We start from the raw sequence: 22,301 nt of genomic DNA, 5'->3' as shown, positions 1-22,301 counted from the left end.
TCGCTAGGAGTTCATACCGGTGATACATGTCAGACGGGTCGCGGCCGTCGCCGTCGCCGCCCTCGCCGCCGCGCTCGTGCAGCCGGTCGCCGCACACGCCGCCGCCCCGCCCGCCCCGCCCTCCGACGCGAAGCTCGCCGCCGAGCCCGCCCGGCACGACGACACCCGCGAGCAGTTCTACTTCGTCATGCCGGACCGTTTCGCCAACGGCGACAAGAGCAATGACAAGGGCGGCCTGACCGGCTCCCGGCTCTCCACCGGCTACGACCCCACCGACAAGGGCTTCTACCAGGGCGGCGACCTCAAGGGCCTGACCCGGCGGCTGGACTACATCAAGGGGCTCGGCACCACCGCCATCTGGATGGCCCCGATCTTCAAGAACAAGCCCGTGCAGGGGACCGGGAGCAACGCCTCGGCCGGCTACCACGGGTACTGGATCACCGACTTCACCCAGGTCGACCCGCACTTCGGGACCAACAAGGACCTTCAGACCCTCATCTCCAAGGCGCATGCCAAGGGCATGAAGGTCTTCTTCGACGTGATCACCAACCACACCGCCGACGTCGTCGACTACGAGGAGAAGTCGTACGACTACCTCTCCAAGGGCGCCTTCCCGTACCTGACCAAGGACGGGCAGCCCTTCGACGACGCGGACTACGCGGACGGGAAGAAGAAGTTCCCGGCCGTCTCCACCGCCTCCTTCCCGCGCACGCCGACCGTCACCAGCCGGTCGAAGGTGCCGTCGTGGCTCAACGACCCGACGATGTACCACAACCGGGGCGACTCGACGTTCGCCGGCGAGTCCGCGACCTACGGCGACTTCTCGGGGCTCGACGACCTGTGGACCGAGCGGCCCGAGGTCGTCAGCGGGATGGAGAAGATCTACGAGCGGTGGGTGAAGGACTTCGCCATCGACGGCTTCCGGATCGACACCGTCAAGAACGTCAACATGGAGTTCTGGACCCAGTGGGCGACCGCGCTGGACGAGTACGCGGCGCAGCACGGCCGTAAGAACTTCTTCATGTTCGGCGAGACGTACTCCGCGGACACGTCCGTCACCTCGCCGTACGTCACCCAGGGCCGCCTCGACGCGACCCTCGACTTCCCCTTCCAGGACGCGGCCCGCTCCTACGCCTCCCAGGGCGGCAGCGCACAGAAGCTGGCGAGCGTCTTCGGCGACGACTACAAGTACACGACCGACAAGGCGAACGCCTACGAGCAGGTCACCTTCCTCGGCAACCACGACATGGGCCGGATCGGGTACTTCCTGGAACAGGACAACCCGAAGGCCACGGACGCCGAGCTGCTGGCCAAGGACCGGCTCGCCAACGAGGTGATGTTCCTCAGCCGGGGCAACCCGGTCGTCTACTACGGCGACGAGCAGGGCTTCACCGGCTCCGGCGGCGACAAGGACGCCCGGCAGACGATGTTCGCGTCCAAGGTCGCCGACTACCTGGACGACGACGAGATCGGCACCGACCGGACCGCGGCGAGCGACTCCTACGACACGAGTGCGCCGCTCTACAAGCAGATCAGCGCTCTCTCCAAGCTGCGCGCGGCCAACCCCGCCCTCGCGGACGGCGTCCAGACCGAGCGCTACGCGGCCGACGGCGCCGGCGTCTACGCGTTCACCCGGACGGACGCGAAGACCGGCCGGGAGTACGTCGTCGCCTTCAACAACGCCGACGACGCGAAGACGGCGACCTTCCCCACCGGTTCGGCCGGCATGCGCTACCGGGCGCTCTACGGCACCGACGGCACCGTGACGTCCGGTACGGACAACGGCGTCACCGTCGCCGTCCCCGCCCGGTCCGCCGTCGTCTACAGGGCGGCCGGCCCCCTCGCCAAGCCCGCCACCACCCCGACGATCACCCTGCAGGCCCCGGCCGCCGGCGCCACCGGCACCGTCGACCTCACCGCGGACGTCACCGGCGGACAGCTCGACCGCGTCGTCTTCGCCGCCCAGGTCGGCAACGGCAAGTGGACCACCCTCGGCTCCGCCGACCACGCCCCCTACAAGGTGACCCAGACCCTCACCGAGGACGTCCCGGCCGGCACCGCCCTGCGCTACAAGGCGGTCGTCGTCGACTCGGCGGGGCGCACCTCCAGCGCCCTGGCCGCGAGCACCAGCGGCACCCCGCCCGCCGCCGAGACGCCCACCGCCTCCTCCCGCGACTACGCGGTCGTCCACTACAAGCGCACCGACGGCGACTACGACAACTGGGGCCTGTACGCCTGGGGCGACCTCGCCGACGGCGAGGCGACCACCTGGCCCGCCGGCCACCCCTTCACCGGCCGCGACGCGTACGGCGCCTTCGCCTACGTCAAGCTGAAGCCCGGCGCCACGAACGTCGGCTTCCTCGTCGTCGACAAGAACGGCGACAAGGACGTCTCCGCCGACCGCTCCATCGACGTCACCAAGACGGGCGAGGTGTGGATCGAGCAGGGGAAGACGGACGTCCTCACGACGAGGCCCTCCGACGCGTACCCCGCGCAGGACACCACCAAGGCGGTCATCCACTACCACCGCGCCGACGGGGACTACGACGGCTGGGGCCTGCATGTCTGGACGGGCGCCGCGAACCCCACCGACTGGTCGGCTCCCCTCAAGCCGGTGAAGACCGACGCCTATGGCGCGGTCTTCGAGGTACCGCTCACCGAGGGTGCCACCAGCCTCAGCTACATCATCCACAAGGGCGACGAGAAGGATCTCTCCGCCGACCAGTCCCTCGACCTCAAGGCCAACGGCTACGAGGTGTGGCTGTTGAACGGCCAGGAGAAGTACCTCCTCCCGCAGCCCGCCGGCAGCGCGGCCGCGCTCGACCTGTCCACCTCCAAGGCGGTCTGGATCGACCGGGACACGGTCGCCTGGGACGGCGCCGACGGCGCGGCCTCCACCCAGCTGGTCTACTCCCACGACGGTTCGATCGCCGTCAAGGACGGGACCCTGACCAGCGACGACGAGCGGTGGCTGCGGCTGACGAAGACCACCCTCACCGACGCCCAGAAGGCGAAGTTCCCGTACCTGAAGGACTACACGGCCTGGTCGGTCGACCCGCGCGACCGGGACCGGGTGCGCGCGGCGCTCGGCGGACAGCTCGTCGCCTCCCAGCGTGCCGCCAACGGGGCCGTGCTGGCCGCGACAGGCGTGCAGATCGCCGGTGTGCTCGACGACGTGTACGCCAAGGCGACGACGGCGGACCTCGGCCCGGTCTTCCAGCACGGGAAGCCCACGCTCTCCGTCTGGGCGCCGACCGCGCAGAGCGTCGCCCTCGAACTCGACGGCTCCCTGAAGGCGATGCACCGCGACCCCGCCACCGGTGTCTGGTCCGTCACCGGCCCCGCGTCCTGGAAGAACAAGCCCTACCGGTACGTGGTGAAGGTCTGGGCGCCCAGCGTCCGGAAGGTCGTCACCAACAAGGTCACCGACCCCTACTCGGTCGCCCTCACCGCCGACTCCGAGCGCAGCCTCGTCGTCGACCTGAGCGACAGGTCCCTGGCGCCGGGCGGCTGGTCGACGTACACCAAGCCCAAGGCCGTACCGATGAAGGACGCCCAGATCCAGGAGCTGCACGTCCGGGACTTCTCGGTGGCGGACTCCACGGTCCCGGCCGCGGACCGGGGCACGTACCTCGCCTTCACCGACAAGAACAGCGACGGCTCCAAGCACCTCAAGGCGCTCGCGAAGTCCGGGACTTCGTACGTGCATCTGCTCCCGGCCTTCGACTTCGCGACCGTGCCCGAGGAGAAGGCCGACCAGGCGAGCCCCGACTGCGATCTCGCCTCCTACCCGGCCGACTCGGAGAAGCAGCAGGCGTGCGTCTCCGCGGTGGCCGCGAAGGACGCCTACAACTGGGGTTACGACCCGTACCACTTCACGGTCCCCGAGGGCTCGTACGCCACCGACCCGGACGGCACCGCGCGTACCGTCCAGTTCCGGAAGATGGTCAGGTCGCTCAACGACGACGGGCTGCGGGTCGTCATGGACGTCGTCTACAACCACACAGCGGCCGGCGGAGAGGCGGACACCAGCGTCCTCGACCAGATCGTGCCCGGCTACTACCAGCGGCTGCTCGCCGACGGCAGCGTGGCCAACAGCACCTGCTGCGCCAACACCGCGCCCGAGAACGCCATGATGGGCAAGCTGGTGGTGGACTCGATCGTCACCTGGGCCAAGGAGTACAAGGTCGACGGGTTCCGCTTCGACCTGATGGGCCACCACCCGAAGGCCAACATCCTGGCCGTCCGCAAGGCGCTCGACGAGCTGACCCTGAAGAAGGACGGCGTCGACGGCAAGAAGATCATCCTGTACGGGGAGGGCTGGAACTTCGGCGAGGTCGCGAACGACGCCCGGTTCGTGCAGGCCACGCAGCAGAACATGGCAGGCACCGGCATCGCCACCTTCTCCGACCGTGCCCGGGACGCCGTACGCGGCGGCAGCCCCTTCGACGACGACCCCGGCATCCAGGGCTTCGCGTCCGGCCTCTACACCGACCCCAACTCCTCGACGGCCAACGGCACCGAGGCCGAGCAGAAGGCCCGGCTGCTGCACTACCAGGACCTGATCAAGGTCGGGCTGACCGGCAACCTCGCCAAGTACCGGTTCACCGACACCGACGGCAAGGAGGTCACCGGCGCCGAGATCGACTACAACGGCTCGCCCGCCGGATACGCCGACGCGCCCGGCGACTCCCTCGCCTATGTCGACGCGCACGACAACGAGTCGCTGTTCGACGCGCTGACGTACAAACTGCCGGCCGGCACCTCCGCGTCCGACCGGGCCCGGATGCAGGTCCTCGCGATGGCCACGGCCGCCCTCTCGCAGGGGCCTTCGCTCTCCCAGGCCGGCACCGACCTGCTGCGCTCCAAGTCCCTGGACCGCAACTCCTTCGACAGCGGCGACTGGTTCAACGCCATCCACTGGAACTGCGCCGACGGCAACGGCTTCGGCCGCGGGGTGCCGACGGCCGCCGACAACCAGTCCAAGTGGTCCTACGCCAAGCCGCTGCTGACCTCGGTGAAGGTCGGGTGCGCGCAGATCGACGGGGCCTCGGCCGCCTACCGGGACCTGCTGAAGATCCGTACGACCGACAGGGCGTTCTCCCTCGGCACGGCCGCGCAGGTGCAGTCCAAGCTCTCCTTCCCGCTGTCCGGGAAGGACGAGACGCCCGGCGTGATCACCATGGAACTCGGTGACCTCGTCGTCGTGTTCAACGCGAGCCCCGGCCAGCAGGAGCAGCGGGTGGGCACCCTGGCCGGAACCGGCTACCGGCTGCACCCGGTGCAGGCGTCGGGCGCGGACTCCGTCGTCAAGTCGGCATCGTACGAGCGGGAAACGGGTACGTTCGTGGTTCCGGGGCGCACGGTGGCGGTGTTCTCCCGGACGAGGTGACCGTGGCCTTACGTCGGTGGGGCAGGCCCGGCTCCCCCAGCTACCGCTGGGGGTACCCCCAGGTACTGCCCCACCGGCGTTGTCCAGGGGCTGGTTGAATGGACGTCAACGGCAAGCTGACAGACACGACCGTGCTGGTCGTGGACGACGAGCCCGCGAGCCGCTACGCGATGGGCACCGTACTGCGCCGGGCCGGTCACCAGGTCGTCGCGGTCGCCGACGGCCGGCAGGCGCTCGCCGAACTCGACGTACGGCTGCGCAAGGGGTCCCTGCCCGACGTGGCCCTCGTCGACGTGAACCTGCCGGACATGAGCGGCTTCGAGCTGTGCCGCCGGCTCAGGGAGCGGCCGCACATGGCCGGCCTTCCCGTCGTGCACTTCTCGGCCCTCCGCGTCGCCCCGGCGGACCGTTGCCCGGGGCTGGACACGGGGGCCGAGGCGTATCTGACGGTGCCCGCCGAGCCGGAGGAGATCGAGGCGGCGGTCCGGGCCGCGGTGCGCGCCGCCCGGCTGCGCGCCGACGACCAGGCGCTGGTACGGCGGCTGAAACTGCTGTCGGAGACGATCGTCACCATCCAGGCGGCGCGCTCGCTGCACGAACTGGCCGACGCCGCCGCGGACGGCGCCGCACGCCTCCTCGGCTGCCCCGCCGCCGTCTTCGTCCTCGACCAGGACGACGAGCTGTACTGCGGCCTGTACCGGGAGCGCACCTCGCTGGCCCTGCCGGACGAGGGCGCCCACCGGGACGTCGCCGGTCTGCTGCGGCGGCTCACCCGCGGGCAGTCCGGGGTCCGGATCACCACCGTGCCGACGCCGCTGTGGCCCACCGGTTTCTTCCGGCCCGGGGTGCAGCACGACGCCCGGCTGACGCTGGTCCTCACCCAGGACGGCAAGGTGCCGGTCTGCCTGGCCACCCCCACCCGCGGACAGCGCAGGGTCGACCCCGAGAACGAGGCGCTGCTGGCCCAGCTGGCCCAGGCCACCGCGCTCGCCGCCGAGCCGCTGCTCATGTACCAGGTGGAGCGGCATGTCGCGCTCACCCTCCAGCACAGCTTCCTGCCCCGCCCGCACCAGCTGCCCGACTTGCCGGGCGTCGACATAGCGGTGCGTTACGAGCCCGCCTCCCAGGAGACCGAGATCGGCGGCGACTTCTATGCCGCGCTGCGGGTCGGCGACGGGGTGCTCACCGCGGTGGGGGACGTCGTGGGTCACTCGCTGGACGCGGCCACCGTCATGGTCGAACTGCGGCACGCGCTGCGCGCCTACTGCCTCACCGAGAGCGACCCGGCCGCCCTCGCCGACCGCCTCGACCGGCTGCTCCAGCACTACCACGCCGAGGTCACGGCCACCGTCTGCCTGGCCCTCATCGACCCGGGGACCGGGCGCACCCGCATCGCCAACGCCGGGCACATCCCGCCGCTGATACTGGGCGACGACGGCAGCGCCGAGTACGTGAAGGCGTCCGGTCCGCTGCTCGGCGTGGGCCTGCCCCACCCGCCGCCCACCGAGCTGGTCCTCGAACCCACCGACCGGCTCCTGATGGTCACCGACGGCCTGATCGAGACCCGCGGCACCGACCTCACGGTCTCCATGGAACACCTCCGGGCCGCCGCCGGCGGCTCCCTGCCCGGCCTGGAGGCCCTGTGCGACACCCTCCTCGCCTGCTTCGGCCAGGACCGCGAGGACGACATCGCACTGCTTGCGCTGAGCCTGGCGGACCGGGCCGGTCGCTGACCGCGGGTCCGCCGCGGAGGAACGCGACCGGTCCCAGCTGGCGCTATGGCGAATTCGAGCGGAACCGAGCGGAATCGAGCGGAATCGCGCTAAGTCGAGCGGAATCGAAAGAAGGCGAGAAGTGGTACGGGATATTCCGTGCCGATAGCGTTCGTCGTGGCCACGGCTGTCACTATTCGTGGTCAATTCACCGCTTGATCGAAACCGCGGACCGGCCTATAAAGAATGTGGAGTGGAATCTTCCGTCGTCGGGCGTGTAAAGATCCGCTGGGAAATATGGGGTCGACGTGTCCGTGTGGGTCTCCTGAATCCATCCTTGTCACCGGGATTTGATTCGGGGTTAATTGGTGCACACTGTTTAGTAATCCCGGGTGCGCGTCCGCGTTGTCATCGAACGTGTGGATTATTTTCCGGCGCAACCGCGCTTATACGCCTGTATCTGCGCCGGACTGCGCCCTCTATTGTCGATGCAACACCGTGCGCTCATCCAGGCGAGTAGCGGCCCGACAGTTGCGAGTTGTACGTTTCTCCTCACCGAAGGCATATTCCAACCAGCGGTTCTCGCCGTTGAGAGGGACACGCATGACGAGCCACGCAACCGAATACGAACTCGAAAGTCTGCTCCGCCGGGCGTTGGAGACCACAGGCACCGGTGCGCGTTGGACGACCGACGCGGACGAGATGTGGTGCCGCCTTACCCACCAGTCCGGTATGCAACGTCGGCAGGGCTGGAAATTACACGTCTCCGCGACAGCCGCCTCCGCGCCGAAAGTGCTTGAGAAAGCCTTGGAAGTGCTGCTGCGCGACGAGTCGGGATTCAAGTTCGTGCGGTCGCTCGAACAGGTGGGCGCGCTCAATTCCCGCGCTACGCCACGGGGAAGCTCGGGCAAGTTCATCACCGTGTACCCGGCCTCCGACACCACCGCCGCCCGACTGGCGCTGGAACTGCACGAGGCCACGGCGGGACTGGCCGGCCCCCGGATCCTGTCCGACCAGCCCTATGCCCCCAACAGCCTGGTGCACTACCGCTACGGCGCCTTCGTCGGCCGGCGGCGACTTTCGGACCAGGGGCTGCTGGTCTGGTTCATCGAGGACCCCGACGGAAATCCCGTGGAGGACAAACGCACCGGGCAGTATTCTCCGCCCTCCTGGGCGGTCAGCCCCTTTCCCGCCGCGGTACCGCTGCCGCCACGGCAGGAAAAGAAGGCGGCGAGCCGCCCGGTGCTGCTCGGCGGCCGGTTCTCCGTGCGGGAAGCGATCCGGCACACCAACAAGGGCGGCGTCTACCGGGGCACCGACGTCACCACCGGCGCGCCCGTGGTGATCAAGGAGGCCCGGCCGCACGTCGAGGGCGACGCGTCCGGCTCCGACGTCCGCGACTGGCTGCGGGCCGAGGCCAGGACGCTGGAGAAGCTCAAGGGCACCGGGCTGGCACCGGAGCCGCTCGCGATGTTCGAGACGGGCGGGCACCTGTTCCTCGCCCAGGAGGAAGTACCGGGCGTGCCCCTGCGCAACTGGGTCGCCGAGCGCTTCCGGGACGTCGGGAGCGAACGCTACCGGGCGGACGCGCTCGCCCAGGCCGGACGCCTGGTGGAGCTGGTCGCGGCGGCCCACGCCCGCGGCTGCGTACTGAGGGACTTCACACCCGGCAACGTCATGGTCCGCCCCGACGGCGAACTGCGCCTGATCGACCTGGAGCTCGCCGTCCTGGAGGACGACGTCCCGCTCCCCACCCGGGTGGGGACCCCCGGCTTCAGCGCCCCCGAGCGCCTCGCGGACGCGCCGGTCTCCGCGACGGCCGACTACTACAGCCTCGGCGCCACCGTGTGTTTCGTGCTCGCCGGGAAGATACCGAACCTGCTGCCCGAGGAACCGGACACCAGGTCCGCCGAACAGCGGTTCGCGGAGTGGCTGGCCGTCTGCGACGAAACGTTGCGTCTGCCGGACGGCCTGCCGGAGGCGATCCTAGGGCTGACGAAGGACGATCCCGCCGAGCGCTGGGACCCCGTCAGGGCGCGCACGGCCCTCCGCGCCGCGGACCCGCCGCGACCGGGACGGTCCGCCGCCGGGTCGGGACGGTCCGCCGCCGGGCCGCCGCGGACGGCCGATCCGGACGAGGTGGTGCAGGACGCGATCACCGGCATGGTGGACCACCTCGTCGACTCGATGACCCCGCGCGACGACCGGCGGCTGTGGCCCGTGTCCACCATGGCCGGGGAGACCGGCCCCTGCACCGTGCAGCAGGGCGCCGCAGGTGTACTGGCGGTCCTGACCCGGTACTTCGAGCTCACCGGAGACCCACGACTGCCGGATCTCATCCGCACCGCGGGCACCTGGATCGCCGCCCGTACCGACACCCGCGCCATCCGTCCGGGCCTCCACTTCGGCGGCCGCGGCATCGCCTGGGCGCTGTACGACGCCGGACGCGCCGTCGACGACCGCACGCTCACGGACCACGCGCTGGCCCTGGCGCTCGCCCCGCTGGAGCCGACACCCAGTCACGACATCACCCACGGCTGCGCGGGCAGCGGACTCGCCGCCGCCCACCTGTGGCACTGTACCGGCGACCCACGCCTGGCCGAACTGGTCGTCGACGCGGCCGACCGGCTGGCCCACGCGGCCCAGCCCGAGTCGCCCGGCGTGAGCTGGCCCGTCCCCGCGGAAGCCGTCTCCGAAGAGGCCGGCAAACGCTACCTGGGCTTCGCGCACGGAACGGCCGGCATCGGCAGCTTCCTCCTCACCGCCGCGGACGTCTCCGACCGGCCGGAACACCTGGAGCTGGCCATCGCGGCGGGAGAGCACCTGGTGGCCAACGCCGTGCTGGTCGGCGGAGCGGCCCAGTGGCCGGCCCAGGCCACCGACCCGCCCACGGCCCCGTACTGGTGCCACGGTTCGGCGGGCATCGGCACCTTCCTGGTCCGGCTCTGGCGACGGACCGGGGACAAACGATTCGGCGACCTCGCCCGCGGCGCCACGCACGCCGTCGTGGAGCGTGCCTCCCGGGCCGCCCTCACCCAGTGCCACGGGCTGGCGGGCAACGGCGACTTCCTCCTCGACATGGCCGACGCCACCGGGGACCCCGGCTACCGGGCGATGGCCGACGGCCTGGCCCGCCTGATCGTCTCCGAACGCGCCCACCGCGACCGGCACGTCGTCTTCCCCAACGAGTACGGGGACGTCTCGACGAGCTGGAGCGACGGGTCCGCGGGAATCCTGGCGTTCCTGCTGCGGACCCGCCACACCGACTCCCGGCACTGGACCGTCCAGCAGCCGGGCTGAGCGACAGGAAAATCCCCCTGTCGCAACCGCTCACAGAAGGAGAATGTCATGGAGAACCAGGCCCTTGAGCTGCTGGCCGAGCTGCACGCCCTTCCGGAGACCGACCCGGTCGACTTCGACGGAGCGTCGTACTCCGGGACGTGTGCGTGCGTCGGCCTGCTGACGCTGCTCAACACGGTCTGTGTGGGCGTCAGCTGCGCCTGATCGAAGACCTCCGGCCGGTGACCGCCCTCGGGCGGCCACCGGCCGGAGCCGCATCCACGTGGACGAGGACCCGACCATGCAGCCACCCGCCGGTGACGACGCCCGCACCCGGACCGCCATGCCGACCGCCTCCGTCACGAACCCGGACGCCACACAGCCCGCCGCCCGGCCCGGGTACGCCATCAGCACACGCGGCCTGGTCAAGAGCTACCCGGGCCCGGACGGAACCACCACCCATGCCGTCCGCGGCCTGGACCTGGACGTGCTCGAAGGCGAGACCTACGCATTCCTCGGACCCAACGGCGCGGGGAAGTCCACCACCCTCGCCCTGCTGTGCGCGCTCGCCCGCCCCACCGCCGGTCGGGCCACCGTGGCCGGTATCGACGTGCTCGGCCGGCCGGACCGGGTACGCGCAGCGGTCGGGATGCTCTTCCAGCACAGCGCCCTGGACCCGGACCTGACGGCCGAACAGAACCTGCACATCCACGCCCGCCTCTACGGACTGCGCCGCCACCACGCCCGCCTGCGCGTCGCCGAGATGCTCGAAACGGTCGGACTGACCGACCGGCGGCGGTCCCCGGTACGCACCCTGTCCGGCGGCATGCGCCGCCGTCTGGAACTCGCCCGCGGCCTGCTGCACGCCCCTCGGGTGCTGTTCCTCGACGAGCCGACCACCGGACTCGACCCGCACGCCCGTGCCCAGGTCTGGGAGCACCTGCGCGCACTGCCCGACCGGCACGGCTGCACGCTCTTCGTCACCACCCACTACCTGGAGGAGGCGGAGCACTGCGACCGCCTCGGCATCATCGACCACGGCCGGCTCGTCGCCCAGGGCACGCCCCTCGCCCTGAAGGCCGCGATAGGCGACGACCGGGTGGTGCTGCGCACCGGCGACGACGCGGCGGCCCGACAGGTCGTGGGCCGGACCGCGCCGCCGGGCCACGCCGTCACCCTGGACACCGAAGGGGTGTCCCTGCGGGTACCCGACGGCAGCGCCTGGATTCCCCGCCTGTGCGTGGCGCTGGCGGACCACGGCATCGCGGTGCTCGCCGCGTCCGCGACCCCGCCGACCCTCGACGACGTCTTCTTCCACCACACCGGCCGCAGCATCCACGTCCCCGGCGGGCCGCACCGGGCACCGGCCGCCCCCGCGGCAGCAGCGCAGGAGGCCCCGTGACCGCACCCGCCACCCCTGACGCCCCTGGCCTCGGCCGTGCGCCCGGGACCCGCCTGCGCCATGAACTGCGCGCGGTCCACGCCCTGGTCCACCGCGATCTGCTGCGCCTGTCCGTCCAGCGCGTCCACACCGCCCTGATGCTGCTCCAGCCGGTGCTCTACCTGTTCGTGCTGGGCGGTGGCCTGGCCGCCCTGATCCCGGACTCCTCGCTGGGCGTCGGCTACCAGGCCTACCTCTTCCCGGGCATGCTGATCATGACGGTACAGGCGCCGGCCATCATCGTCGGAATCCGCCTGATCACCGACCGGCAGAGCGGCTACCTGCGCGAACTCCTGATGGCCCCGGTCCGCCGGTCCACCCTCCTGCTCGGCGGCTGCGCCGGCGGCACCGTCGTCTCCACGGTGCAGGGCGCCGTCCTGCTCGGCCTGGGCGGTGCCGTCGGCCTGCCCTACGACCCGCTCCTGCTGGTACTGCTCCTCGCCGCCCTGATCCTCGCCTCCTTCACCATCACGGCCCTGTCACTGCTGCTGGCCGTCAGCCTCGACCGGCCCGAGATCTTCCAGATGCTGCTCGGCCTGGTGATGATGCCGTTGCTGTTCCTCTCCGGCGGCTTCTTCCCGCTGGCGAACCTGCCGGGCTGGGCCCACACCCTGTCCGTCGTCAATCCGCTCGCCTACGGAGTGGACCTGCTCCGCCGCTGCATCGCGCTGCGGGTACCGCACCAGGCGGCCGGCGTCGGCGTCGAGTGGTTCGGCCGGCAGCCTCCGCTGCTCCTGGAGGGCTCGCTCCTGCTGGCAGGCGGAGTCATGGCCCTGCTCTGGGCGGCCCACCGCTTCGGCCGTCCCGAATGACACCCGGGCGCGCGCCGGTCCGCCGGGACGGGCCCTAGGCTGGGCCCGGTTGCCGTAGAACAGGAGTGCTCATGCCGCAGATCACCGTCGACTACACCGCCACGGCGGGCCCCGCCTTCGACAAGGCGGGCTTCGCCCGGGCCCTGCACACCGCCGTGGTCGAGATCGCCGCGGCCAGGCCCGAGGCCTGCAAGACCCTGTTCCGCGCCGCCGACGAGACCGCCTTCGGCTACGACGCCGACGGGGCGCACGTCATCGTCCACGTGACCTTCGGCCTGCTGACCGGCCGCACCGACGAGACGAAGGCGAAGCTCACCGAGACGACCCTGGAGCTGCTGCGGGAGCACCTGAAGCCGGAGGGGTTCGTCCTGCACGCGTCGGCGGAGGTGCGGGACCTGGATCCTTCGTACCGGAAGTACGAGGGCTAGGTCGCTTTCACCGGCGGAGGCTGTCGTTCGGGTGCCGCGCCGCGTGGGCTGGTCGCGCAGTTCCTCCCCCAGCCTTCGGCCGGGGGTACCCCCAGCGCCCCTGAAGGGGCGCTCACCGCAGCGCCCTGCTTTTTGGGGGCGCGGGGAACTGCGCGACCAGCCCCCACGCAGCCGCGGCCGAACGACAACCTGGGCGCCCCGTACCGGGACGGCGCTAGCCCGCCAGGGCGATCAGTCGGGCGGCCAGGTCGGCGAACGGGCCGTCGGTGGGCTCCCCTTGCACCATCCGCTTCACCAACGCCGTCATCTCCTCGTCGTACGCCGCGCTCACGGCGGTCAGCGCCGCGAAGTCGTGGACGAGCTGGATCTCCAGCTCGGCACGCGGGATGCGCCGCCCGTCCAGCCAGATCAGCGCGGTCGACTCGGCGAGCGAGATCCAGGAGCGGATGACCAGTTCCAGGCGGGGCGGCGCCTCGGTGACGTCGAGGTGGGAGAGGATCTGCTCGTAGGCGGCCTGCCGTACGGAGTCGATGAGGGCGTTGGTCGCCGAGGAACCGACCGCGGGGCCGCCGCGCATCAACGCGGCGAAACCGGGGCCGTGTTCGTCGACGAAGTCGAAGAACCGGCGCATCACACGCAGCAGCCTGGCCCCGAGCGGGCCCTCGTGCGGCTCGTGGAAGCGGCCCGCGAGATCCTCCGAGGCCCGCTTCAACGCGGCCTCGTACAGGCTGAGTTTGCCGGGGAAGTAGTGGTAGACCAGCGGCCGCGAGATGCCCGCGGCCGAGGCTATCTCGTCGATCGAGACCTCGTCCGGCGAGCGACGGCTGAACAGTTCGAGGGCGACGCCGATCAACTGCTGCCGCCGCTCCTCGACTCCCATCCTGCGGCGTACCCCGGTTGTCATGCGAACACCTTACCGATCGGATCCGGCCTTCCACGGACCCGACCCTTCACAGGCGCTCACAGATCCAGCACAAGTCTCCCACTTCGGGCCCGAGATACACAGATGAGCATCGAGTCGGCACGCTCCGTGTCCGTGAGCAGCTCGTCCCGGTGCTCCACCTCCCCTTCCAGCACGCGCTGTTGGCAGGTCCCGCAGAACCCCTGTGCGCAGGAGTACGGCGTGTCGGGCAGCTCCGCACGTACCGCGGCCAGCACGGACGAGTCGGCCGGGACCGTCAACGTCCGTCGGCTGCGCCGGAGTTCGAGTTCGAAGGCGTGGTCGCCGCCGATGTCGCTGCGCGGCGCGAAACGTTCGAGCCGGACCGCCGGGAACCGCTCCGCCACCGCCGCCATCAGCCCCTCCGGGCCGCAGCAGTACACCGCCGCGCCCTCCGGGACGGCCAGCGCGTCGAGGTCCGGACGCCCGTCCTCGTCCTCCGCGACGACCGTGACCCGCTCGTCCCCGGCCAGTTCCGCCAGGAACGGCATGGACCCGCGCGTCCGCCCGCAGTACAGCAGCCGCCACGCCACCCCGTCCGGCACGGCCCGCACCATCGACAGGATCGGCGTGATCCCGATGCCCCCGGCCACGAACACGTACGAGGCGGCGTCGACCAGCGGGAAGCGGTTGCGCGGCCCGCGCACCTCCAGCTCCATGCCCTCCACGACCTGTTCGTGGAGCTCCCGGGAGCCGCCCCGCCCGTCCGCGACCAGCCGGGCCGCGACCGTGTACGACGAGGTGTCGGCCGGGTCCCCGCAGAGCGAGTACTGCCGGACCAGCCCGGACGGCAGCACCACGTCGAGATGGGCGCCAGGCTGCCAGGCGGGCAACTGCCTGCCCTCCAGGCGCAGTTGCACGACCCCATCGGCCACCGTCCGGCGCGAGGCGACCAGGAGCCGCAGCGCCCGGGAGCGCGGTTGTCCGGAGGTCGGCGGGTCCAGGGCCGGCATCGGCCACAGCGGGGAGGCCTCGATACGGCGGCGCAGGGCCCGCCTGACGAGCAGCGCGGCGCCCGCTACGGCGACGACGGTCCGCAGCCTCGGCGTCATCACCTGCCCTCCTGCTCGGCGGCGCGCGCGGCGGGGGAGGAGGCCAGGTAGGCGACGGCCTGCTCGGTGGAGCCTTCCTGGGAGGGGTGGTAGGTCCGGCTGAGGTAGCGCGGGATCGACTTCAGCATGTCTCCGGTGGCGGGCAGCGTGCCGCGCCGGCCGGCGAGACGGAAGTCCCGGAGCCGGGCCCGGCCTTCGTCGAGCGTCGGGTCGTTCGCCATGAAGAAGCGGGCGCCGCGCTGCCACAGGAACACGATCGCCGTGAACGCCGTCGCCCAGGTCCGCACCCGGCGCCGGTAGCCGCCGTCGAGGTGCAGGAACAGGTCGAAGGCGACCGACCGGTGCTCGACCTCCTCGGCGCCGTGCCAGCGCAGCAGGTCCAGCATCGTCGGGTCGGCGCCGCGCCGGTCCAGTTCCCGGGCGTTCAGCACCCAGTCGCCGAGGAAGGCGGTGTAGTGCTCGATGGCCGCGATCAGCGCGACCCGTTCGAGCAGCCACCAGCGCCTGGCCCTCCCGGGCGGCAGGGTCCGGTCGCCGAGCAGCTTCTCGAAGAACCAGTCGACCTGCGCGGTGTACGGCGTCGGGTCGAGACCCTGTTCCCTGAGGTGGGGCAGCACCTCGTCGTGGGCCTGGGAGTGCATCGCCTCCTGCCCGATGAACCCGATGACGTCCGCGCGCAGCCGCTCGTCGCGGATGAGGGGCAGCACCTGCTTGTAGACGTGCACGAACCAGCGCTCGCCGGCGGGCAGCAGCATGTGCAGCACGTTGATGGTGTGCGTGGCGAAGGGGTCGCCGGGCACCCAGTGCAGAGGGGTGTCCTCCCAGGCGAAGGAGACGTTGCGGGCCTTGAGCTCGATGTGCTCGGACTGCACCGGCTGCGGCTGCTTGTTGGACATGCCGTCAATGTACTGACGGGTAGGTGGCCTGAGAAGACCTTCGGCCACCTTGTTTACGCGAGTGTCAGCAAGGGCTGTGGCGGCACCGGCTCACCGCAACCCGCTGATCTCCCGCCCGTCCTCCAAGGTCCCCGTCAACTGGGCCTGCGCCCCTTGCTTCGCCTCCGCCGCCATCGTCTGCTCCTGCGCCGACGCCGTGACCCCGCCGGTCGCCCGGATCGACGCGGTGTCGCGGCTGCCCGCGGCCAACAGGTACCACCGGCCGTCCCCGGACTTCCACAACACCCCGGCCAGCACGTGCGGATCGCGCGGACCGCAGGCCGTCACGTCGGCGCCCTTGGCCGCGACCGCCCCGTACCGGCTGCCCGGCGTCCGGAACTGGGCCAGCGACACGGTCCCGTCGCCCCGCCAGGTCTCGGCGCGCGTGCACACCCACGACCCGGTTCCACCGGCGTCCGGCAGTTGCTGCTCCGCGAACGCCCACGCGTTGACACTGCGCACCCCGGCCGACCGCTCCGCGGCCAGCGAGCAGGCGAACGGCGCCCAGTCGTCCAGCGCCGCCGCCCCCGAGGCCTCACCGGTCTTGCCGGGCCGCCCGGCGGTGAGCCGGGCCGGCGTCAGTTCGCCCAGGTCGGTCGCCAGGTGCACACCCTGGGCGTCGGTCAGCTGGAGCACGTTCCAGGACGTGCACGTCCCCTGCTGCACCGCGGGGCTGGCCAGCGGCCCCGTCACCCCGTCGGTCAGCCCGAGGTCCAGCGCGCCGGTCTCCGGCTTGGTCAGGTCCCGCTCGGCCGCCTCGGTGACCCAGGGGGCGGTCAGATAGCGCACGTTGCCGTCGGAGCGGCCCAGGACCAGGGCGCTCGCCTCCACGCCGGTCGCGCCGTCGGCACGGGCGAAGTCCAGGGCCGCGCCCTGGGTGCCATCCTTCGGTTCGGCGTAGCGGGCGATGCGCAGACCGTCGTAGAAGATCACCACCCGGGCGCTGTCGACCACCCCCGCGTACAGCAGCTGGGGCGGTCCGGCCGGGCCGCCGGTCTGGGTGCCGGGGGTCGCCGAGACGCGGACGGTGTCGCCGGGGCGGGCCCAGACGGCGAGGGCGCGGCGCAGCAGCGCGGTGTCGCTGGTGAGGGCGCCGCGGGCCGGCCAGACGGAGAAGTCGGTGCGCGCGGCGGTCTTCCAGACGGTGGCCGGGACCTTCGTCAGCTGAGCCGGGTCCAGGGCGGCCTGGGCGGCCGGGTTCTGCGCGTACACCGGGGCGGCCGCGCCGTCGGCGCCCCAGCCGCCGCCCGGCAGCGCGACCAGCGCCCCGCACACGGCGAGGGCGGCGGCGGCGGCGAGCGCGGCCTTGGTGTGCCGGCGGCGGCGCACCAGGTCGGTGGGCCGGGCCTGCAGGGAACAGGGGTCGAACTCGGGGGAGTCGAGCAGCGGGTACTCGGCCGGGACGCCGTTCGCCTCGGCGAGCGGGCCCTCGGGGTGCTCGACGCCGGCCGCCCGGAGGAGCTCCCGGACGTCGTCGTCGGGGAGCTGTTCGAGGCCGCGCAGCGCGTAGGCGGCGCGGGCCGGGCCGGAGAGGCCGGCGAGCCGCTGGTCCAGGGCGAGTTCGTCGGCGCCGCCGGAGCGCGGGAAGAGCCGCAGGCCCCACACCTGGGGGAGCAGCGGCGGCAGCTGGGCGCGCCTGGGCCACGCGGTGAGCCGGAGCGGCCGGCCCGCCTCCAGCGCCGTACGCACCACTTCGAGGCGGACCAGGGCGTACCCGGGGTCGGTCCGCCGCCCGCTCGACTGGGCCGGGACCACCGGGACCTGCTTCCGGCCCCGCGGGAGCGCCCGCTGGACCAGGGAGTGCGCGGTCAGGACGCGGCGGCCGCGGGCGAGCCCCGGTGGCAGCACCAGGTAGGCGAGCCGGACCAGCCGTGGGTAGTGCTCGACGAGCGCGGCCTCGGCCTGCTCGACATCGACGGCCGGATGCGTGGCTCCGGCGGAGGCGGCTGCGTGACGCTGGGCTACATCCTGTGACTGCACGTCCTGAAGAACGAGCGACCCGTTGGTTGGTCACCGCCACCCGGGTGACACTGCGGTGTCCGTGCGATGTGAGCCGATGTGAGTGCTTCGCGGCCCGCAGCCGTATCGAAGGGGACGGGCCCCTGAAGGCACCCGGGGCCGGCAACGCGACCGGAGGAACAGATGAGGTTGACCCGACCGATGCTCGCCGTGGCCGGCGCCGTGGCCGTACTGGCGCTGGCGGGCTGTGGATCCGGAGACGGCCAGGCGGAGGCGAAGATCCCGGTCACCGCGACCGGCAGCCTGGAGAGCCTGGCCGCCAAGGTGAAGTGCACCCCGGACATGCAGATCGACTCCGACGAGGTCCGCCAGGCGATCTGCAAGGTCTCCGCCGGCAAGTTCGTCTTCGCCACCTTCGCCACCGACCGCGGCCAGCGCGAGTGGATCAACGACGCGAAGGACTACGGCGGTTTCTACCTCGTCGGCCGCAAGTGGGTCGCCGTCGGCACCGACAAGGTGGTGAAGGCGCTGCAGACCACGCTGGGCGGCGAGGAGGAGATCGGCGTCGACCACAGCAAGCACACCAGCTGAGGTTCGCGAGCCGATCGGCACATACGAGAGCGGGCGGTGGGAGAATCCCACCGCCCGCTTCGTGCTACCGGCCCCGGTACGGCCGGTCAGCTACTGCTCACTGGCACTTGCGGCCGGTGTTGACGCAGTTGGCGATCTTCGCCGCCAGGTTGTTCTTGGTGACGCTGATGAAGTCGTCGTGGTCGGTGGCCGCCTTGTGCAGCTGCTCGGGGAAACCGTCCACGGCGTAGGCGTTCTTGACCTGGCCGTTCACGATGCTCGGCTGGGCCAGGTTGTACACCAGGCGCATGGTCAGCTGCGGGATCGCCTTGAAGCCGTTCGGGCAGACACCGCTCGCGGGGTCCGCGAAGGCCACGTGCGTACGGTGGTTGGCGCTGTCGATGTTCACGCCGTCCCAGCAGCTCTGGAAGGCGAACGTACGCACCACCTGGCTGCCCTTCGGGCAGATCGGGTACTGCTCGGTCAGCTGGACCTTGTTCTCGAAGCCGGTGCAGCTCCAGTGCGCGTTGGCGTTGGCCAGACCGTTCGTGGTGGTCTTGGCGTCACCGGTGATGATGCGCAGGAACTGGGGCATCGCGACGACCTTGCTGGCCGGGCTGCCGACGTACTTGATCTGCGCCTGGACCGGCGTGATGATCTTGCCGACGTTGCCTTCCTTGCCACCGCCGAGCGCGTTCGCGTCGAACTCCTGCGAGCCGTCCTGCTCACGCACGACCGGCCAGTAGTACGCCGAGAGGTCACTCTGGTTCTGGCAGCTGGAGGGGGCGGCCAGCAGCGAGTCGTTCGTGGAGAACGCGTTGACCTTCTGGTTGCCGACGTAGTCGTGCTCGTGGTGCGCGCCGTTGGTCACGCCGGGTGCCACAATGACGTTGTCGGTGTTGTGGTTCTTGTTCTGGTTCGTACCGCAGCGGGTGGTGAAGGAACCGGTCGAGGCCTGGGCGCCGTTCTGCGGCTTGCCCTGGACGTTCGCCGCGACCTTGGTGATGTCCACGAAGTCGGCCGCGGACGGGCCGTTGCCGGCCTGGCCGCCGGCGCCGACGTCGACCGGGGTGCTGGCGCTGGCACTCGGGGCGGCACTGGCCTGGCCGCCGTTGTTCTGACCGCCGTTGTTGTTGTTCTGGCCGCCGTTGTTGTTCTGGCCACCGTTGTTGTTGCCCTGGCCGGCGGTGGTCTGGTTGGCGGCCTGCGTGGTGCAGGCGGCGAGCTGCGACAGCGCGCTGTCGAACTGGCCGCCGACCCGCGTGATGTCGATCCTGATCCGGTCGATCGTGGCCGCCCGCTTCTCCTTCAGGGGGCCGACGATCGCGTTCTGGACGAAGTTGGCGTCGTTCGCCTGCGCCTGACGGGTGGAGGCGAGCCGGGAGTAGGCCTCGGTGATCTGCTTGTCGAGGTTCGCCAGTTCCGTCGCCACCCCCTGCTTGGCCTTGTCGGGCACACTCGTCAGCTTCTGGCCGACGTCGGGGCAGGAGATGGTCGCCACCGTCGCGGAGGCGGCCTTCGTGTAGTTCTGCGCCGAGTTGTTCGACTCATGAGCCGAAGCGTTCATCTGCGCATAGAGCAGCCCGCCTCCGCCGAGTGCGACAGCCGCCGATGCGGCTATGACCTTGACGGTCAGCGGCGAACGGCGTTTGCGTATGTTGCGTCCCATGGAACTCCTCAGACCTTCCTTGCGGGGCGGCATCGAGGCGCCCGACAGGAGTGAAGCGGCGTCCTTTCATACGCACCCCGTCTCAGGCGTGTTCAGCCGCCTCACAAATTCATCAGAGATTTGTTACGCACTTGGGGCACAACTACCGTTTGAGCAGGGCGATTTCTGGAAAATCAGCGGTCGCGGTCCAGATACGCCAGCACCGCGAGCACGCGCCGATTGTCATCGTCCGACACCTCGAGTCCCAGTTTGGTGAAGATGTTGGAGGTGTGCTTCGCGATGGCCCGTTCCGTGACGACGAGCTGAGCGGCGATCGCGGCGTTGGACCGGCCCTGCGCCATCAGCTCCAGGACCTCCAGCTCCCGCGGTGTCAAGCCCCCCAGCGGCCGGTCGTCGACCCGCCGGGACAGCAGCTGCTGGATCACCTGCGGATCCATCGCCGTACCGCCCGCCGCGACCCGCCGTACGGCGTCCACGAACTGCTCCGCGTCGAACACCCGGTCCTTCAGCAGGTAGCCCACCGCGCCGCTGCCGTCGGCCAGCAGCTCGCGTGCGTACAACTGCTCGACGTGCTGGGAGAGCACCAGCACCGGCAGCCCCGGCCGGTCCCGCCGGGCCCGGAGCGCGCACTGCAGCCCCTCGTCGGTGTGCGTCGGCGGCAGCCGTACGTCGACCACGGCCACGTCCGGCGCCAGCTCGGCCAGCGCGCGGTCGAGTTCGGGGCCGGACTCGACGGCGGCCGCGATCTCGAAGCCGTAGGCCTCCAGCAGCCGGACCAGTCCGTCGCGGAGCAGGAACAGGTCCTCGGCTAGGACAACGCGCACGGAATCTCCATCGTGACCATGGTGGGGCCGCCCGCGGGGCTGCTGACGGCCAGGACGCCGTCGAATGTACCCAGCCGCCGCTCCACCCCGGCGAGCCCCGACCCGGCCCCGACCACCGCGCCGCCCCGGCCGTGGTCCGTGACCGAGACCCGCAGCATCCCGCCGCCTTCCTTCACGTGATGCAGGTCGACCCAGATCCGGTCGGCACCGGAGTGCTTGACCGCGTTGGTCAGCACCTCGCTCACCGCGAAGTACACGGCCGACTCCACCGGCGGGTCCGCCCGCCCCGGCAGCTCCACCGTCACCTCGGTCGGCACCGGCAGCCGCAGCGCCAGCGCCCGTACGGCGTCCCCGAGCCCGCGCTCGGCCAGCACCGGCGGATGAATGCCCCGGACCAGGTCCCGCAGCTCGCCCAGCGCGTCCACGGACGCCTGCCGGGTCTGCGCGAGCAGCTCCTTCGCCTTCGCCGGGTCCTTGTCCAGGAGCATCTCGATCGTCCCGAGGTCCATGCCCATGGCGACCAGCCGGGCCTGCGCCCCGTCGTGCAGGTCCCGCTCGATCCGGCGCAGCTCGGCGGCCGACGTGTCCACCGCGTCCTTCCGGGTCTCGGTCAGCACCCGCACCCGCTCGACGAGTTCGCCCCGCCCCGGGTCGAGGACGGCACGGGCGAGGCGGAAGTGGGCGGTCAGCAACCGCGGGCACAGGTACCAGGCGCCGACCAGCAGCACGGCGGCGGTGGCCGCGGCGCCGAACGCGGTGGCCTGGTTGGTGACCGGAACGAAGCCGTACCAGTAGGTGCCATCGAGGGTGAGCACCCGCCACAGCCCGGCGGCCACTGCGAACCCCTCGAACGGATAGAACAGCAGCACCGCCGGCAGCAGCGCGGTCACGAACCCGGCCGTCATGTCCGTGAACAGCCACAGCACGTCCCGCCCGACCTGCGGGTCGCGCAGCATCCCGAAGGTCCTGGCCCACGGGTTGGCGTCCGCCGGGACCGGCCGGTACGCCGACCGGATCCGCACCCCGCACCACTCGTACGCGAGCCGCCGCCGCACGTCCGCCACGTCCCGCACCCCGCCCAGGATCCACGGCGTGGTGACGATCCCGACCCCGATCGGGATCAGCGCGACCGAGACCGCGGCCAGCGCGAAGCAGAGCACCGAGACCGGCAGAATCACCAGCGCCAGCACCAGCCCCCGCACGGCGGCGAGCAACACCTCCCGCGTCCTGGCACGGAAGCCCCCGCTGTTCGTGTTCGTCGTCATGCCGTCAGTCTGTCCGACGGGCC

General features: G+C 71.2%; 15 protein-coding genes. 8 read left to right on the top strand and 7 right to left on the bottom strand.

Annotated features, from left to right (window positions below; all coding sequences use genetic code 11):
- The first annotated feature begins 19 nt into the window (after nucleotides 1-19).
- The 7 genes from pulA to ACZ4UV_RS02390 all read left to right on the top strand — a co-directional run bounded on the left by pulA (nucleotide 20) and on the right by ACZ4UV_RS02390 (nucleotide 13,064).
- A complete protein-coding gene (pulA, locus tag ACZ4UV_RS02420) occupies nucleotides 20-5,392 on the top strand; it encodes a pullulanase-type alpha-1,6-glucosidase (protein ID WP_467835431.1) in 5,373 nt (1,790 codons plus the stop codon).
- Nucleotides 5,393-5,490: 98 nt separating this feature from the next.
- Nucleotides 5,491-7,125, top strand: a complete 1,635-nt coding sequence (locus ACZ4UV_RS02415) for a SpoIIE family protein phosphatase (protein ID WP_390037875.1) — start codon at nucleotides 5,491-5,493, stop codon at nucleotides 7,123-7,125.
- 582 nt (nucleotides 7,126-7,707) lie between these two features.
- Complete coding sequence (gene lanL / locus ACZ4UV_RS02410) at nucleotides 7,708-10,404, top strand: class IV lanthionine synthetase LanL (RefSeq protein WP_467835427.1); 2,697 nt, start codon at nucleotides 7,708-7,710, stop codon at nucleotides 10,402-10,404.
- A gap of 48 nt (nucleotides 10,405-10,452) precedes the next feature.
- A complete protein-coding gene (locus ACZ4UV_RS02405) occupies nucleotides 10,453-10,608 on the top strand; it encodes a VenA family class IV lanthipeptide (RefSeq protein WP_293991177.1) in 156 nt (51 codons plus the stop codon).
- A 76-nt stretch (nucleotides 10,609-10,684) separates the two neighbouring features.
- The gene (locus tag ACZ4UV_RS02400) at nucleotides 10,685-11,785 is read left to right on the top strand and encodes an ATP-binding cassette domain-containing protein (RefSeq protein WP_467835424.1); all 1,101 of its coding nucleotides are present in this window, start codon (nucleotides 10,685-10,687) and stop codon (nucleotides 11,783-11,785) included.
- The gene (locus tag ACZ4UV_RS02395) at nucleotides 11,782-12,636 is read left to right on the top strand and encodes an ABC transporter permease (RefSeq protein ID WP_451021400.1); all 855 of its coding nucleotides are present in this window, start codon (nucleotides 11,782-11,784) and stop codon (nucleotides 12,634-12,636) included. The genes ACZ4UV_RS02400 and ACZ4UV_RS02395 overlap by 4 nt, the downstream gene beginning before the upstream one ends.
- A 71-nt stretch (nucleotides 12,637-12,707) precedes the next feature.
- Nucleotides 12,708-13,064, top strand: coding sequence for a 5-carboxymethyl-2-hydroxymuconate Delta-isomerase (locus ACZ4UV_RS02390; RefSeq protein WP_451021401.1), 357 nt, complete (start codon nucleotides 12,708-12,710; stop codon nucleotides 13,062-13,064).
- Between the two features lie 214 nt (nucleotides 13,065-13,278).
- Here the strand turns inward: ACZ4UV_RS02390 and ACZ4UV_RS02385 are convergent, their stop codons facing one another.
- The 4 genes from ACZ4UV_RS02385 to ACZ4UV_RS02370 form a co-directional block, all read right to left on the bottom strand.
- Complete coding sequence (locus tag ACZ4UV_RS02385; RefSeq protein ID WP_451021402.1) at nucleotides 13,279-13,968, bottom strand: TetR/AcrR family transcriptional regulator; 690 nt, start codon at nucleotides 13,966-13,968, stop codon at nucleotides 13,279-13,281.
- A gap of 56 nt (nucleotides 13,969-14,024) precedes the next feature.
- A complete protein-coding gene (locus tag ACZ4UV_RS02380; RefSeq protein WP_451021403.1) occupies nucleotides 14,025-15,056 on the bottom strand; it encodes a PDR/VanB family oxidoreductase in 1,032 nt (343 codons plus the stop codon).
- On the bottom strand, nucleotides 15,056-15,952 hold the full coding sequence (locus tag ACZ4UV_RS02375; protein ID WP_467835419.1) for a metal-dependent hydrolase: 897 nt from the start codon (nucleotides 15,950-15,952) through the stop codon (nucleotides 15,056-15,058). Before ACZ4UV_RS02375 ends, ACZ4UV_RS02380 begins: the two co-directional genes overlap by 1 nt.
- Nucleotides 15,953-16,042: 90 nt before the next feature.
- Nucleotides 16,043-17,971 carry a hypothetical protein gene (locus ACZ4UV_RS02370; RefSeq protein WP_467835416.1) on the bottom strand — a complete coding sequence of 643 codons (1,929 nt, stop codon included), beginning with the start codon at nucleotides 17,969-17,971 and terminating at the stop codon, nucleotides 16,043-16,045.
- 162 nt (nucleotides 17,972-18,133) lie between these two features.
- Here ACZ4UV_RS02370 and ACZ4UV_RS02365 point away from each other — a divergent pair, with 162 nt between their 5' ends.
- The gene (locus tag ACZ4UV_RS02365; RefSeq protein WP_467835414.1) at nucleotides 18,134-18,541 is read left to right on the top strand and encodes a hypothetical protein; all 408 of its coding nucleotides are present in this window, start codon (nucleotides 18,134-18,136) and stop codon (nucleotides 18,539-18,541) included.
- A gap of 97 nt (nucleotides 18,542-18,638) precedes the next feature.
- Here the strand turns inward: ACZ4UV_RS02365 and ACZ4UV_RS02360 are convergent, their stop codons facing one another.
- From ACZ4UV_RS02360 to ACZ4UV_RS02350, 3 genes are all read right to left on the bottom strand, one after another.
- Entirely contained in the window at nucleotides 18,639-20,189 is a 1,551-nt protein-coding gene (locus ACZ4UV_RS02360) for a DUF1996 domain-containing protein (protein WP_467835411.1), read from the bottom strand.
- Between the two features lie 173 nt (nucleotides 20,190-20,362).
- Nucleotides 20,363-21,013, bottom strand: a complete 651-nt coding sequence (locus tag ACZ4UV_RS02355; protein ID WP_467835409.1) for a response regulator transcription factor — start codon at nucleotides 21,011-21,013, stop codon at nucleotides 20,363-20,365.
- Nucleotides 20,998-22,278, bottom strand: a complete 1,281-nt coding sequence (locus ACZ4UV_RS02350; RefSeq protein ID WP_467835406.1) for a sensor histidine kinase — start codon at nucleotides 22,276-22,278, stop codon at nucleotides 20,998-21,000. Before ACZ4UV_RS02350 ends, ACZ4UV_RS02355 begins: the two co-directional genes overlap by 16 nt.
- Between the last annotated feature and the right edge of the window lie 23 nt (nucleotides 22,279-22,301).

The organism is Streptomyces sp. NPDC028289, assembly GCF_055565975.1.
The sequence above is the reverse complement of the archived record's forward strand: the minus strand, read 5'-3'. Positions and strand labels throughout refer to the sequence as shown.